Below are 14,167 nucleotides of genomic sequence, written 5' to 3'. Positions count from 1 at the left end.
ATGCCTTGCCTGACGGGAAGCGATTGGACTCATATGTAGTGCGGCCGGGTCCATACGGCTGAACCGAAGAACATGACTTTCCACCACCATCAGGAGATTGCGATGCCTGTCTGGAGACCCCGTCCCGTTTCCGAATTGCCGAGAATTCCGTTGTCTCGATGGCGCATATTCGAGACAGCAGATGGCAGCCAGCATTTTGTTGGCGTGGATATGTTTGACCGGTCGGGGCGCGTCAGCTCCCCGATAGTGACGTTCGACCCCGTCGCCATGGAGGGGACCACGGAGACGGGACGTATCTATGAGCTGGTCGGCCGCAAAGGCTCGTCATTGAACGTTGAATACGTCTGGACGAGGTGGTGCGAACTGTACGAGGTGACGTCGTACACCGACGTCACCGAACGTCTACTTGATGGAGCTGAAGATGACGACCCCACATGAGCGCACGAAAGCTGTTATTGACACCCGGGAGCTACTGCAAATGCTTGCCCGTGCCGAGGAGATAACCGTCAGCGGCCTTGTCCAGACAGTCGCGCTCGGCCTGCTCAGACACTACCCGCTCGACATTGACCTCGATGTGTCGGCCTCGGCGTTACCGGGAATCTGGGCCGCGCCGAAGCGCCGACGTCCCGGCTCTACGGCAGCTCCAGGACGTCCAACACGTGGTCCCGGCAGCAGCGAAGCTGATGAAACCCGTAATAAAGGAGCCGACGATGACCAGACCGCATGTGGTTCCTGAAGACTTTCCGAGGGAGCCATCGCCGGGCGTGGTGCCGGGTATGCAACCAAAGCTTCTTGTGCGCGAAACAGGCGGTCGGTATTACACCGGGCTCACGGACGAAGAGCTGTGGACACGCTATGACGCGTGCGAGGACCTTGCTAGTCAGCTCGCGGAGTATGTGTCGCAAAAGATATCTGTGTCTGGCCTGTCGCCCGACGACGCACTTGGACGGGTGGAGAAGGGTCTGAAAGCGAAGGTCGGTGCCAGCCGGTGGGATTTTTCTCCTGCGGAGATAGCGTGGGTGATGAAGCGCACACGCGAACTTCTGCCGGTAGCGGCGGGCAGGGGAGGAAGAGGTGGCTAGAGGTCGACACCATTCTCGAGCTGCCATCGCGGCGAGTTGGACGTATGCTCAAGGCAGCGCTGCGCTGTACGCAAAGAAACGTACGCAAGCGACGCTTCCAGCGTCGCGCGACAAGCTGCGTTCCTCGTCTACAGACCCGAGATTCACGCTGCCAAATCTTCCGCAACGTCCAGCAATTTCACGCGCATTGGCAATCGATGAATCATGCCACCCATGCGGAACGGACGACATAAATCTGCGTACTGTCATCGGAGAAATGATAGCTCGCCACGCGGCTGCATGCTGGGGTATCTGGGGTTTTGAGCTTTTCCAGTGCACGAACGAGGCTGGCCTTGAAATTCCACTTGTTGGACGCGTATCCGGTTATCTCGCGCAACAGGTCAACGGGCAGCGGCTTCGGATGAGCGTGCCCAGCACAGAAGCTGGCGAGCCAGCCTTTCAGTCCGTCGTATCCCGCAGCTTCATTGTCGACGGCTGTCCACTCGCCCGGCCCGAACAGTTCGGCGACGGACGTGGCGACCTGAAGCAGCAGCACGTCACTGCCTTTGCAGTCGTCGGCAGACCCGCCTTTTTCGAACTTCACTGACAGCAACTTCGGCACCTCGATGTTCACGCGCTCACGGCGAACGCGCACCTGGGCAACGCTCAGGCGAAGCAGACTTGCCCGAATGGCCCTGTGCGCGTTTACGCTGTATTTGTTCCCCATGCGACGTGCGAACTCGTAAAACGTGGTTCGCTCATATCGCGGGCTCCCTTCAGGACAAAGAGGTATCTCGCGGTAGTATTCGAGACAGGTCGCGTAGACCAGCCTGTCGAACTGGCAAAGGCTATGTCCACTGAACATCAAGGTCATGTTCTTGAACGTGCCAATTTTCTTCTCCGCCACCAAACATGTCGAGGTGCCCGCGAGAAGGTTTGCGTTGTCAGTTTGCACATTTCGGGCGGCCGCAAACAGGGCTGAACGGAGAAATGAGTTGGGGAGCGCCCGCGCCGTTGCAGACCAGCCTGGCAGATACACCTCGGAACCTACGCGAGTGGCTTGTCGCCGGCGCGAATGGTACATCTCGTCTGCCGTGGCATTCGCAGGTAGTTCAGCGACAGCCGGTTGCTCAAGCGACTTCTTTTCCCGGCGTTCAATCCCGTCAGCGATATGCTGGAGTTGTTCCGCCGCATCGAGTACCGTCATCTGCTTGTCGGGAGCGGCGCTCAGCGCGGCGTCGGCCGTGAGGCATGCGAGAGCGCGCAGATTAGCGATCTCTGCTCTTTGGATGCCTTGTCTTGCGCAACTTAGTCATTTTTGCAGCTCCGGGAGGCGTGCGATGCCCTTCATTGTTGCCAACGACACTCCGGCCTCGGCGATGCCGGGTTCCTGGAGGCCGGAAGGCGCCTTTCGCGAAGCGTGCAGGCGGCAGGCAAGGCAAGCCGAGTGATGCTGGCAGCGTGAATCCGGTCTGGTCATAGAGCGCACATGCAGGTTGGTAATACCTGTGTATATGCGCGCAGGACGGGTGTGAATCGCCAGAAAAGGACGTGCAGCATGACTTTCCGAAATCTCCCCGAAAAAACAAGGCAGTTCTTCGTTCCTGAAAGGATTGCGCGACTTGTACCCGGCATCGGCGCAGCTTGTACCGTACATCGTCGGTACTTGTACTCCGCATCGCCGGGGTTTGTACTTCGCATTGCATTGCTGGCAACTGGTGTGAAAAATAACCAGAGGGCTCACGGCGTTATCGCCAGTTACTGCATCGCCTAATATTCATAGACTCAGTAATCGAAATAGCCGAAAGAGTGCCGGCCGAGGCAGGCGAACGTATATCGCGCGCGATTTTCGGTCCCCGTGAGCGCGCGATACGAATTGCCGGCTCGCACCATTGTTCTTGTGGCACCAATCTCCATGAAAACAATCGCGACGTCTCGAAAATTGGCATGGGAGGCAGACGGCGACCGTCGACCCTGGTCAGCAAAACACGCCGCACGCTGTAAATCTGATTTCGCTGTCGCTGGGCGGAACGGCGGGAACCGGTTGCCATCGCAGATACTGCACGCATCGATTTTGCAATTGAATCCGATGCAGCCAGCTTTTTTTGGCTGACCAGGGTCAGTGTGGGCAGCCTCGAGTTACACCGCCGCCCGATTGACGCGTTACTGCACATTTCGAACAGCCCATCAATACAGTGACGTAGCAGTCAACATAAGTGGCTGGGCAGATTGCACAACTAGTGACTTACGATGTCTGGTCCGCGCGCGTGGTTTCCTCCTCTGCCGTCGCCAACAGGGAGGCCTTTGAAATGTGGGCAGCTGAACTCGTGAACGCTCAGTGGTCGTGTCTGGTCGTCGATGTCCGCATGGTCGAAAGTGTCGGGCGCGTTCGGATTTCCGTTTTGAACGGAGCAGCAAGAGCTACGGGCAGTTGATGGTCGAGATAGCAGAAGGCGTCATTAAGCCAGTGTCTTCCGTCGAAGCCTTCCCGGCAAACATCGAGTGATTGAAATGCCATACGAAAACCAAAACTTTGAGCGAGAGAAGCTTTACGAAGAAGTATGGGCGGAGCCGGTTAGCAAGGTGGCGACGAGGTATCAAATCTCCGACGTTGGTCTTCGGAAGATATGTATTAGTCTCGGCGTCCCGCTCCCTGTAGCCGGTCATTGGGCAAAAGTGGCCGCAGGCAAGACTGTCACGAAGCCGCCGCTGCCACCGGCTAAAGGTCCGACGACTTACGAGCGCTCCGTATTCAAAGACCCGCGAGATGACGAGCTTTCCACGCGCTCTCAGGCCAGAATCAATGAGGACGCCGCTCGCGCGCCAGAGGTGCCGGCTATCATCATGCGCACTACCATCGACGAATGCCTCCCACTTGTAAAGCGGATGGCGAAGAAGCTTGATGGCAAGCAGCGGGATTTGCGCAGCTGGCCTTACTGTGAAGGAGCTGGCCTTGTGCGTATCTCCGTGTCGCAGCAAAACTCGTTGCGAGCGCTTCTTGTGCTGAATCAGCTACTGGAGACGTTGTCAGCAGCGGGATATTCGATGTCGTCGGGAGACAAGGAGAGCACACCAGCCTATGTAACCATCCTTGACGTCAAGTTGACGTTTCGCGTGAAGGAACGTGGCCGGCACGAGAGCATCGCGCTGACACGGGAACAACTGGCTGAAAACAAGCGTCTCGGATGGAACGTGAATCGTCCGAACTCCATCTCTCATCCGACGAACGAATTCGAGATATCGGCGTTCGAACTCGGGAGCAGTTACGCGTCCGCGAACATTGCAGACACGCGAAGCCTTCCCGTCGAGACAAAAATCCAGGCGTTCGTGGTCCGGCTCCGGAACTGGGTCCTTCGCGAATCCGTTCGGGCAGAGATGGTCGCCGAGGAACGAGTCATCGCAGCGGCCAGGGAGGCTGAACGAGCAAGGCTCGCGAATATTCGCCGAGACGCCCTCAACCACCTGAAGCACGTCGAGGACTGGGCGTCAAAGCTCGAACGAGCGAACCGCCTGCGAGCCTTGGCCGTCGAGTTCGAGGCAAAGCAGCTCAGGTCGTCCGACGACATTGTAGACGCGGCGTGGATAAGGCGTGCAGCGGATTGGCTGGACCCCACCGTCACATGTCGCTGGGACGATGTTGACAATGCTCCTGCCCAATATGGCGAGCCGTATTAATCTGGTGGCTAACCAAAGTGCAAAACAAATTAGCTGGCGGCTGTCTTAATCAAGTGCTCGGCCTCCTGTTGCACGTCCGACCATCCTTCGCGCAGGAAGCGCACCGCCTTATCAACTACCTCATAGCTCAAGTCAAAGTTATCGATGTCCGTGATGCCCATTTGCGTGAGGTCGGTGGCGGACGCTTCTCCGGCGGAAATTCTGGACCACAACATATCAGCCATGGCACCGGCATCGTCGGTCTCGTCGCTCAATATGTCCTCGGCCAACAGGCCAGCCATGCCGACCAATATTCTCCAGTTGGCGGGAAGCTCGGGAGCAGCAAACCCGTGGTTCAGCGCGGCCTGACGCATCACTTCGGGGCAGGTGCGAGGACGGAACTGGCCGAGCCACGCCCTTTCCCCGGGGTCTCCGCTCTCGTTCTTCCACACGACTGCGTCGCCAGCTCCGCCGAAGCGCTCATAAAGTATCTTGTGACCCGCTTCGTGGTAAGCGGCGTAGCGGAGCTCTCTGCCAGCTATCCCGTCGTCCCTAAAATCAATCATGTTTTGAAGATAGTCAGAGTCGGTAAAGTTAGGTTTGACTCAGCAAATCACTGCCGTGCCGAAGCTCGAAAGAGCGTTCGTCAATGCGTCAACCCGCGAAGTAACCTACCATCAAAACCAGCAAAGCAGCACAGTGATTTCTATAAATCTTTCAAATGCCGGCATATCTTCAAAAAAACAGTTCGTATTTAATGCGGCTTTTTATCCGTTGTAGAGCAGCCACGCATGAACTTTATTAAATCGCCAACAACGAAGAGGACCGAATTCCGATGGAACCTAATCGCGCCGACAGCACTAGCAATCGTAAAGTCCAGGCTTTAACGGCTGCTGTACCATCAGATGCTCGAGAAGCCAATGACACCGCGAGGCGCAGAGACGGGAAATCGCAGGAAGGCAACGGCCGCCATAGAGAGAAAAAGGACCGCCTTGCATCATGGAAGGTCTTGGCGCCGCTGGTTGGCGCCGCGACATTGTATTTCTCTTACCTGGTGGGCGTAACGTTTCACCAGACCTATCTTGAGCGATTCGGAATCAATCCCGGTGCGTTTCCACAAGGACGCAGCGACTATCTGGTATTTGCGGTGCTTGCAGCAATGAAAGACCTGGACATTGTTTTTGGAGCAGTGATGAAGTCCAGGGCACTCCTTGCGGCTGCTGGGACGCTGGCGATTGTTGGCGCTGTCTCGTTTGCCTTGGTTGAGGGGGCAACGGCGCTCGGTAAGCGTCTTCGGGGACGACCGGCGATGAGCGCACGGAAGAAGCTGCTCGCCATGTACGTGCTGGCCCTCCCTTTTGGCGGCGTCTACCTGATGTTCGCAGTCCCAGCAGCATTCGCTACCGTCATGGTTCTTCCAGTCGAACTCGGCGCGGCCGCAGCCGTCGCGATTACTGCAGACGACCTGGCAGACTACCAGAAGGGATGTGCCGTTCACTCACATGGAAAGCGTTGCTTTAACCTGGTAGAGGGAAACGAGACGATAGCGTCCGGGTTTATCATCCAGCAATCGAAAGACACCGTGGCTTTGTGGGATTCGGGTGTCGTCAAGGTGCTTCCACTTGACAAGCGCGGCTTGATATCAGTGGACTCGATGAAGAAACCCTGGTGACAGTTTGGCCCTGACCATACTGTCGAGGCCTGCCCCGCGCCGTTCAAGCTGTGAGCACCCGAGCCATTCATCTGCCGCCTGAGCGAGCGCGCGGCCATTCGGCGCGCCGCACGCCTGCTGTGTCCAGTTTCTTACACGACCGCGCTGAACTGCTGCTGGTCGAGAGAAATCGTTGCGATGATGGACTCGAACTCCACCATCAAGTCTGGATGGCGCTGGGCAACATATTGTCGCGCAGAATCGTTTTCGAGAAGCTTGGCAAGATACCCTTTCGCAAGCACGAGATTCAGCACGTCCTGCCCGTAAGTCTGTTCCACGAGCTTGTACTGTCCCTGCAGGTTGCTCATTTCCCGTTCCATTTTCGCCATCTGCTCCGGGCTGACGCCGGTCAGTTTGTTCGGCTTCTTGCCTTCTACAAGCAGCGCCGCAGGCGTGGCCACCAACAATGCCTCGGCGTAGGAGACGGTCACATTGTTCGCGGCAACCATCAGCTCGACGCATTCCACCTGCCGCGTCGGCTTCATTTTGCGAATTGCGCGAACCAGCTCCGGCGAGAACTGCCGGTCGCCGAGAAGTTCGGCCGCCTCCGGACACACGCCGTCGAGGAGCGACATCTTTTTTATAATCAGCGATATATCCACGGAAAGAGCCTTCGCCAATCGTTCAGGCGATACGCCTTTGTCGACTACGCGCCGTATCATATAGTGCTCCTGGATTGTCGAAAGGCGATTGACACGATTGTTGTAGGTGTAGCTTTCGTCATCGGTCGCGACAAGGCAAGCGACGCGCTCTTGCCCCAGGTTCTGGATAGCGTGCAAGCGGAGATGCCCGTCCAGGAGTACATGCTGCCCGGAAGACTGGTCAGCAGCCGTTACGGAGAGCGGTTCGATGAGGCCTACCTCCTCAATGGAGGTTCTTATCTGCTTGTATTTTCGCGATTCGACCACGGGCGCCGGTATCCTGCGAGAAGGCAGGATGTTGCAGACTGGCACTGACAACGGCTCGGGGATGAATCCAAGAGTGACGCCGGTCATGTAGCACTCCCGTTTGGCCAGACGCGTTCGGCAAGATATTTCGGCAGGCTGGCCAGTCCCTCTGCGCGCAGCAGGTTGATGAAGTTCTCATCGGCAAACAGTTGTCTCAGTGCACCGACGACAAACAGCAGCCGCTGTTGTGTAAATTCGGCCTTCCTGACCATGGATTTCTGACGTTCCACCTCGCGCTCATATGTGCGTACGAGACTCGATGTCGTGACGGCCGCGGATTTGCGGGTCATATTGCGCGTGGCGCTTCTCCCGAGCGTCTTTCGGCGCTCGATAACACGGCGAGCGTTCATCAACTGCTTGCCCCGCAATTTGCCTGACTCGTAGGCCTCCTGGAGTGCGGCCTGTATTTCAGCATCGTCGTCGCCAGCGCCGACAATCGTGAGAGCGGCGTTCAGGGGAACGAGTCCTTTCTCCACCGCAACCACGAGTCGCTCTTCTCCCTGATGCAGAAGCGTGAGGATGCCGTGGACGTAGGTCTGCGTCAGACCAGTCTTTTCGGCTATGACCTTCGGCGCATACCCCTGCTGCTGCAACAGCCGGATGCCGGCAAGCCGTTCGATGGGACGACACTGTCTGCGCGCAATGTTTTCGGTCAGGCTCATGACGAACGCGTCCTCATCGCTGACGCTCACCACAAGTGCGGGAATAGTCGCTTCGCCGAGCGTGCGGAACGCCTTCAGTCTCCCCTCGCCGCACACGAGAAGATATTTTTCTGTGCCGCTGGCCGTGGCTCGCGGCGTGACGACTATAGGCTTTTTGAGGCCGATGGCCTTGATGTTGTCGACGATTTCCTTGAAAACGCGACCATTCCGTTCTCGCGGATTGAGAACTTCAATCTGGGAGAGGGGGACCATCCGGATTTCTCCGGTCTGCTGCCGCATATTCACGCTACTCTCCTGAGACGGGCGCGTTCGGCCATGCCATAGAGGTAGTCCAGCGTATCGAAGCGATAGCTCTCAAACTCGATGGGATTCTGGTCTGCCAGATGGATGCGCGGTTGGCAAAAATCCAGGTGTGGCAACAGGTAGTAGTCGAGGGTCGATTCATTAGTCTGGTCGAGCCTCACGGCAACCGTGATGTCCGGCAGAAGGCTGGTATCAAAGCGCACCTTCCAATGATTGCGGCCATTGTCGTGCGCCTGACAGCGCGCGAGCACGATGCAGGCAGTGAACTCGTCATTGACCGTCAGCAGGTCGGTTGCCGGGTCGCGCATCACCGAGCCACCCAAATCCGCGATTTTCGTCTCCGTTTGCGCGACGATTTCTGGATGCAGGTGCCGCAGGAAGCGATTGGTTTCGATGTAACGATAGTCCCGGCCAGGTGTAAAGCCGACAGTCTGGTAAGCGCGAATCAGGCTTCCGAAGCGGTACACATAGACCGACGTAGATGGCATGCCATCGGTTTCATCAATCACAACACCCGACAGAAACCCGCGACTTCGGTACAGGTTGCGCAGCCGCTCGATTAGCTCCTCGTTTGAATAGCGACGCGCTCGTGCTCGCATGATGCCCTGAGCGGTGTAGAACGTCTCGCTCGGCACGATGGCCTCGAACGCGCCTTCCTTTCGAATCCACATGTCAGGCGTGTTGGTCACGCGCATCTTCTTCAGCTTGAAAGACACACGGTTGTACACGTTGTTGCCGATGTACTTCTCGTTGGTCAATACTTCCCGTACCGTGGCTCGAGTCCATTCCCGGTCAAGGTCAGTCCGCACGCGCATGCCATTCAGGCGCGCGGCAATTTCATATTCATCGAGCGACCCGTCGATAAACCAGTCGTAGATTAGATTGACGGTTCGCACCTCGCTTTCCGGCCCTGGCATGAGAATTACCCGGTCCGTCTGCAAGCTTTTATGTTCGCCGCGGCGCAGTTCTGTTTTCATGAGACCGTGGTCGTCGACCAGCACGCGGCGCAGTCCATAGCCAGCCGGCCCTCCTTGCCGAAAGCCCATCTCAATCAAACGACACTGGCCGGCGAACACCTTCGCCGACAGCTCGCGGCTGTATTCGCCAGCCATTGCGCGCTTCACCCCTTTGACGATAGTCGAGACAGGCGAGCCGTCGTTCTCGAACTGCTCGGCGCAGTACGCCACCTGGATGCCAGCGCGGCGGCAGATGTACTCGTAATATGCACTTTCGTCAGCATCCTGGAATCGCCCCCATCGACTCACGTCGTAGACAAGAATGACGCTGAAGTCGGCGTTGCCATTGACCACATCGGCAATGAGATTCTGAAGCGCCTGCCGGCCGTCAATTCGAAGACCGCTTTTACCCTCATCGGCATATGTGCGGACGATTTCGAATCCACGACGGGCAGCGTAGTCCCGAATCCGGTCGCGCTGATTCTCGGTCGAATACTGCTGGTGTTCGGTCGACATGCGGACATACTCCGCTGCGCGCCCGGCAGATGAACCGGCGACGACCGGTGCATCCGCGCTATTGAATGACATGCTCCACCCCGCAACTCAGAGACGGACACGCGGCAGGCACCGGACGCGAGTCGGCGTCGGATGCGAGAGTCGCGGCTTCACATCAGGAGGTCGCGTTCGAAAGCGAACGGCGACAAGGCAAAGGTAGCAGGCCCGCCACCCATGCGTATCAGGTCATCTCTTTGCAATCACCTCGGCGGGGCCGTCGGCGCAGACAGCACGGCGATGTGGACCGTCCACGCGTTCATTTTGGCAACGCCCGCATCATCCGCATGGGATAGCAGGTAGAAGCCCGAGTCGAGCGACCGGGGGAGGCTGATGACGTCCATCTTTGCAATTGGCCTGACGCTCCGCCGCGCATTGCGCAACCGCTGCATGCTACGGTTGCGCTCTCGATACGCCGGATGGGCAGCTCGATATTCGCGCCAGTAGCCCGAGTGGCCTGCGCGCCATTTCGCTTGGGCGCGGGCCTGGTTGTCGCGATAGTCGCTGTCGTTATGGAGTCGGTTTCTCTGCCAGTCGCGACGACGGGCGCGCTGGCACGTCTTCGAGGAGCAGTATTGCTGACGGGGAACATGCACCAGCGGCACGAACGCGTTGCCGCAGGCGAGACAGAAGCGGGGGGATTTCATGCGTGCCCTCCATGTCGGGTTGCGACTGGCGAACGCCGACGCCTCAACCAGCCGTAAAACCACTGGCCCGAAACGGAATAGAGAGGGGCTACCCGGTAATTGCTTCGTTAAACGGCCATCGCCATTAGCCTGTCGCGTTAGTAGGCCAGTCTCAGAAACTTGGACATTTTCTGACCGCCGGTGTGCATCGAAATGGTTCGCTAACGACCGCCCGATGGGTGATGGCGATGGGAGAGCCTCGCCAGGAAGGGAGCTCCTAATCATGCGGACCCAGGCGCGTGGCGAACAATCTCACGCGATGCTTCCCCAAGTCTCATCCGATGCGTCCCACAATCTGCGGCGCCTTATCTGACGGGCCCAAAAATCTCACGTTTTGGGTATCGCTACAGGTTTTAGTCGGGTCGCGGTTGGCGATCTGGCTGGGATTCGGAGACCCACGAGTTGAGAGACTTGTGGGTCTTTTTGTTTTGGGATTTGCTTTGCTTGTGATTTATGGGTGGGATTCGGATTGCGATCGCTTTCGCAATGCGAAGGTCGGGAGTTCGATCCTCCTCCGCGCAATGCGAATAACAACGCCTCTACACCGCCCACCCCACTCCCCTAGCCCCTCAACAAAAAAGCGCCCCCCCAAGGCTCTTTCTTCGCCCAACCGAAGCCTCCCCACCTATCCACACCCCCCTCTGGATAACCCCCTTACAACCCCCGGAACATCCGGTGCACGAAACCTGAACAACTCCGCCCCTGGATAAAACAGTGGAAAAGTTGTCAGCAACTACCCGGGATTGTCCCGTTAACACCCGCAGGGTTATGAATTTTCCACAGCCTTGTTTACTCAATAGTTTTCCGGGGTTATCCACAGAAAACCCAGGGACTTGTTAACTATTACTACGTTTACGTATACATAGATTGAAAAACCCTAAGAGACCGCGCATCGGAAACGAAAAAGCCGCTGGACAACCTCTCCAGCGGCCTCGAAAAAACCAGGCAAGCCCCGAAACAAGCCCTCAAGCCAGCGGAATATAAAGCTCGGTTTTCAGATCCTCGGGCGCGACCTCATCCGGTGTATTCAGATACACCTCGAACGAAGGCGCCGAAAAGTCCGCGCTACGCCCAAGTTGCTTCAAGCCATCGTTGTAAAGCCACATCCACGCCTGCTGCAGTCCCTGATACGGCCCGCTGTGCAGCACCATCGCGTGCTCGCCGCCACGCAACTGAAACTTCTCCACTGGCGCCACAACCTGCACATCGCGATCGTGCACAAGCTGCACTGCCGCCTTCGAGCGCAGCTTCGATTCATCGACCGAATTCGGATCGTCGTAGTAAATGCCGACGAGCCTCGATCCCGACGTCCGCACCTTCCGCTCGCCGAGCCACTGCGCGAGCGTATAGAACGCATCGCCGATCTTCATATACGGGCCGGTATGGCTCACGGCGAGCAGATCCATCGGATCGAGCTTGAGCAGCTTCACGTCGCGGTTTTGCATGATGTCGTCTCCAGGTTCGGCGCGCGCGAATGTGCGAATGCGCAAATGCGCGGATCCCGGCCAGGATAGCATCGCCCTCGAAATCCCTCCCGCTACGTGTCTCAGCGCAAAGTCACAAACTCACCCGCGCCACCGGATGCGCCTCAAGCCACGCGTTCTCCTCATCGTCATAAAGCCGCGAGCGCGTGAGAAACCTCAGCCCCGTCGGCCGCTCAAGCGAAAACATGCCGCCATTGCCCGGCACCGCATCGATGATCAACTGCGTGTGCTGCCAATACTCGAATTGCGACGCGGTCATATAAAACGGCACGCCGCCAATTTCGCCGAGCTGCACATCGGCGTTGCCAACCAGAAATTCCCCAGCAGGAAAACACATCGGCGCGCTGCCGTCGCAGCAGCCTCCGGATTGATGAAACAGCAGTGAGCCATGCTCGCGCGCGAGTTGCTCGATCAGCGCGAGCGCGGCGGGCGTGGCGGTAACGCGTTCGACCATGTCGCGGCGCTCCTCGAAAAAGACGCTCGCCGGAACGCCCCACACGGCGCCCGGCGAGCCGGTACAACACCCGCAATCGATCAGAAGAAGATCACACGCAAATCAGAAGAAACCCAGCGGCTGATCGCTATAGCTGACGAGCAGGTTCTTCGTCTGCTGATAGTGATCGAGCATCATCTTGTGGTTCTCGCGGCCGATGCCCGACTGCTTGTAGCCGCCGAACGCCGCGTGCGCCGGATACGCGTGATAGCAGTTCGTCCACACGCGCCCGGCCTGAATCGCGCGGCCGAAGCGATACGCGCGCGTGCCGTCACGCGTCCACACGCCCGCGCCGAGGCCGTAGAGCGTGTCGTTGGCGATCTCCAGCGCTTCCTCTTCGGTCTTGAACGTCGTCACCGAAACGACCGGCCCGAAGATCTCTTCCTGAAAGATGCGCATCTTGTTGTGGCCGCGGAACACGGTCGGCTTCACGTAATAGCCCGCGCCGAGTTCGCCGGCCAGCGCATTGCGTTCGCCGCCGATCAGGCATTGCGCGCCTTCCTGCTTGCCGAGGTCGATGTACGAGAGGATCTTCTCCAGCTGTTCCTGCGAGGCCTGCGCGCCGATCATCGTCTTCGTGTCGAGCGGATGGCCTTGCTGGATCGCCGCCACGCGCTTGAGCGCGCGCTCCATGAAGCGGTCGTAGATCTTTTCGTCGATCAGCACGCGCGACGGGCAGGTACACACTTCGCCCTGATTGAGCGCGAACATGGCGAAGCCTTCGAGCGCTTTATCGAAGAAGCTGTCGTCGTGATCGAGCACGTCGGCGAAGAAGATGTTCGGGCTCTTGCCGCCCAGTTCCAGCGTCACGGGAATGATGTTCTGGCTCGCGTACTGCATGATCAGGCGGCCCGTCGTCGTTTCGCCGGTGAAGGCGATCTTGGCGATGCGCTTGTTCGACGCGAGCGGCTTGCCCGCTTCGAGGCCGAAGCCGTTCACGATGTTGAGCACGCCCGGCGGCAGCAGATCCTGAATGATCTCGGCGAACACGAGCATCGAGGCGGGCGTCTGCTCGGCGGGCTTGAGCACGACGCAGTTGCCGGCCGCGAGCGCGGGCGCGAGCTTCCAGGCGGCCATCAGGATCGGGAAATTCCACGGAATGATCTGGCCGACCACGCCAAGCGGCTCGTGGAAGTGATAGGCGACCGTGTCGTGATCGATTTCGGAGATGCCGCCTTCCTGCGCGCGCACGCAGCTCGCGAAATAGCGGAAGTGATCGGCGGAGAGCGGAATGTCGGCGGCCAGCGTTTCGCGCAGCGGCTTGCCGTTGTCGATGGTTTCGGCCACGGCGAGCTTGTGCAGGTTCTGCTCGATGCGGTCGGCGATGCGGTTCAGGATGTTGGCTCGCTCGGTCGGCGAGGTCTTGCCCCAGGCGGTCTTGGCTTTGTGCGCGGCGTCGAGCGCAAGCTCGACATCGGCTTCGCGCGAGCGCGGAATCGACGTGAACGGATGGCCGGTGATCGGCGAGATGTTGTCGAAATACTCGCCGCCCAGCGGCGCAACCCACTCGCCGCCGATGAAGTTGCCGTATTGCTTCTTGTACGGAAACTCGGTCGTCAGGAACTGCATGTCCGCGTGATTCATCTGCGTGCTCCTCGTTTTGTCTGTGTCGATATGGATGGGCGCGTCAGGTTCGAGACCGCGCAACCGGTGCTCGT

The 14,167-nt window shown here is 58.4% G+C and carries 14 protein-coding genes; 5 read left to right on the top strand and 9 right to left on the bottom strand.

The window, feature by feature from the left end:
• The first annotated feature begins 72 nt into the window (after positions 1-72).
• Genes G3N97_RS06500 through G3N97_RS06490 form a run of 3 tightly spaced genes read left to right on the top strand, consistent with a single transcriptional unit; the run spans position 73 to position 1,082 of the window.
• Positions 73-438, top strand: a complete 366-nt coding sequence (locus G3N97_RS06500) for a hypothetical protein (RefSeq protein ID WP_241030427.1) — start codon at positions 73-75, stop codon at positions 436-438.
• Positions 422-736 carry a BPSL0761 family protein gene (locus G3N97_RS39305; protein WP_241030426.1) on the top strand — a complete coding sequence of 105 codons (315 nt, stop codon included), beginning with the start codon at positions 422-424 and terminating at the stop codon, positions 734-736. The genes G3N97_RS06500 and G3N97_RS39305 overlap by 17 nt, the downstream gene beginning before the upstream one ends.
• Positions 711-1,082, top strand: a complete 372-nt coding sequence (locus G3N97_RS06490; RefSeq protein WP_205992475.1) for a hypothetical protein — start codon at positions 711-713, stop codon at positions 1,080-1,082. The genes G3N97_RS39305 and G3N97_RS06490 overlap by 26 nt, the downstream gene beginning before the upstream one ends.
• Before the next feature lie 202 nt (positions 1,083-1,284).
• On the opposite strand, the gene trfA is transcribed toward G3N97_RS06490, so the two are convergent.
• Complete coding sequence (gene trfA / locus G3N97_RS06485; protein ID WP_205992474.1) at positions 1,285-2,268, bottom strand: plasmid replication initiator TrfA; 984 nt, start codon at positions 2,266-2,268, stop codon at positions 1,285-1,287.
• A gap of 1,304 nt (positions 2,269-3,572) precedes the next feature.
• Between trfA and G3N97_RS06480 the strand changes: the two genes are divergently transcribed.
• Positions 3,573-4,736 (top strand): hypothetical protein, encoded by a 1,164-nt coding sequence (locus G3N97_RS06480; protein ID WP_205992473.1) that lies wholly within the window; start codon positions 3,573-3,575, stop codon positions 4,734-4,736.
• 29 nt (positions 4,737-4,765) lie between these two features.
• On the opposite strand, the gene G3N97_RS06475 is transcribed toward G3N97_RS06480, so the two are convergent.
• Positions 4,766-5,167: a hypothetical protein gene (locus G3N97_RS06475; RefSeq protein WP_241030425.1), complete on the bottom strand. Its 402-nt coding sequence runs from the start codon at positions 5,165-5,167 to the stop codon at positions 4,766-4,768.
• Between the two features lie 383 nt (positions 5,168-5,550).
• On the opposite strand from G3N97_RS06475, the gene G3N97_RS06470 reads away from it, so the two are divergent.
• Positions 5,551-6,387 carry a hypothetical protein gene (locus G3N97_RS06470; RefSeq protein ID WP_205992471.1) on the top strand — a complete coding sequence of 279 codons (837 nt, stop codon included), beginning with the start codon at positions 5,551-5,553 and terminating at the stop codon, positions 6,385-6,387.
• A 131-nt stretch (positions 6,388-6,518) separates the two neighbouring features.
• On the opposite strand, the gene G3N97_RS06465 is transcribed toward G3N97_RS06470, so the two are convergent.
• The 7 genes from G3N97_RS06465 to adh form a co-directional block, all read right to left on the bottom strand.
• On the bottom strand, positions 6,519-7,421 hold the full coding sequence (locus G3N97_RS06465; RefSeq protein ID WP_205992470.1) for a plasmid partitioning protein RepB C-terminal domain-containing protein: 903 nt from the start codon (positions 7,419-7,421) through the stop codon (positions 6,519-6,521).
• Positions 7,418-8,320: a ParB/RepB/Spo0J family partition protein gene (locus G3N97_RS06460; protein WP_205992469.1), complete on the bottom strand. Its 903-nt coding sequence runs from the start codon at positions 8,318-8,320 to the stop codon at positions 7,418-7,420. The genes G3N97_RS06465 and G3N97_RS06460 overlap by 4 nt, the downstream gene beginning before the upstream one ends.
• A complete protein-coding gene (locus G3N97_RS06455; RefSeq protein ID WP_205992468.1) occupies positions 8,317-9,882 on the bottom strand; it encodes a recombinase family protein in 1,566 nt (521 codons plus the stop codon). Before G3N97_RS06455 ends, G3N97_RS06460 begins: the two co-directional genes overlap by 4 nt.
• 167 nt (positions 9,883-10,049) lie before the next feature.
• A complete protein-coding gene (locus tag G3N97_RS06450) occupies positions 10,050-10,493 on the bottom strand; it encodes a hypothetical protein (protein ID WP_205992467.1) in 444 nt (147 codons plus the stop codon).
• 1,004 nt (positions 10,494-11,497) lie between these two features.
• Complete coding sequence (locus G3N97_RS06440) at positions 11,498-11,977, bottom strand: GyrI-like domain-containing protein (RefSeq protein WP_205992466.1); 480 nt, start codon at positions 11,975-11,977, stop codon at positions 11,498-11,500.
• Between the two features lie 112 nt (positions 11,978-12,089).
• Entirely contained in the window at positions 12,090-12,470 is a 381-nt protein-coding gene (locus G3N97_RS06435) for a DUF779 domain-containing protein (RefSeq protein WP_074983015.1), read from the bottom strand.
• Positions 12,471-12,572: 102 nt separating this feature from the next.
• Positions 12,573-14,093: an aldehyde dehydrogenase gene (adh, locus tag G3N97_RS06430; protein ID WP_205992465.1), complete on the bottom strand. Its 1,521-nt coding sequence runs from the start codon at positions 14,091-14,093 to the stop codon at positions 12,573-12,575.
• Positions 14,094-14,167: the final 74 nt, after the last annotated feature.

This window comes from Paraburkholderia sp. Ac-20347 (assembly GCF_017104805.1).
Classification (GTDB): domain Bacteria; phylum Pseudomonadota; class Gammaproteobacteria; order Burkholderiales; family Burkholderiaceae; genus Paraburkholderia; species Paraburkholderia tropica.
Note: the sequence above shows the minus strand (reverse complement) of the source record. Positions and strands in the feature narration are given on the sequence as shown.

What these genes read in the sequence shown, in the direction of transcription:
- G3N97_RS06500 (WP_241030427.1), top strand. Translation starts at nt 73, where the DNA reads ATGACTTTCCACCACCATCAGGAGATTGCGATGCCTGTCTGGAGACCC.
- G3N97_RS39305 (WP_241030426.1), top strand. Translation starts at nt 422, where the DNA reads ATGACGACCCCACATGAGCGCACGAAAGCTGTTATTGACACCCGGGAG.
- G3N97_RS06490 (WP_205992475.1), top strand. Translation starts at nt 711, where the DNA reads ATGACCAGACCGCATGTGGTTCCTGAAGACTTTCCGAGGGAGCCATCG.
- trfA (WP_205992474.1), bottom strand. Translation starts at nt 2,268, where the DNA reads ATGACGGTACTCGATGCGGCGGAACAACTCCAGCATATCGCTGACGGG.
- G3N97_RS06480 (WP_205992473.1), top strand. Translation starts at nt 3,573, where the DNA reads ATGCCATACGAAAACCAAAACTTTGAGCGAGAGAAGCTTTACGAAGAA.
- G3N97_RS06470 (WP_205992471.1), top strand. Translation starts at nt 5,551, where the DNA reads ATGGAACCTAATCGCGCCGACAGCACTAGCAATCGTAAAGTCCAGGCT.
- G3N97_RS06465 (WP_205992470.1), bottom strand. Translation starts at nt 7,421, where the DNA reads ATGACCGGCGTCACTCTTGGATTCATCCCCGAGCCGTTGTCAGTGCCA.
- G3N97_RS06455 (WP_205992468.1), bottom strand. Translation starts at nt 9,882, where the DNA reads ATGTCATTCAATAGCGCGGATGCACCGGTCGTCGCCGGTTCATCTGCC.
- G3N97_RS06450 (WP_205992467.1), bottom strand. Translation starts at nt 10,493, where the DNA reads ATGAAATCCCCCCGCTTCTGTCTCGCCTGCGGCAACGCGTTCGTGCCG.
- G3N97_RS06440 (WP_205992466.1), bottom strand. Translation starts at nt 11,977, where the DNA reads ATGCAAAACCGCGACGTGAAGCTGCTCAAGCTCGATCCGATGGATCTG.
- G3N97_RS06435 (WP_074983015.1), bottom strand. Translation starts at nt 12,470, where the DNA reads ATGGTCGAACGCGTTACCGCCACGCCCGCCGCGCTCGCGCTGATCGAG.
- adh (WP_205992465.1), bottom strand. Translation starts at nt 14,093, where the DNA reads ATGAATCACGCGGACATGCAGTTCCTGACGACCGAGTTTCCGTACAAG.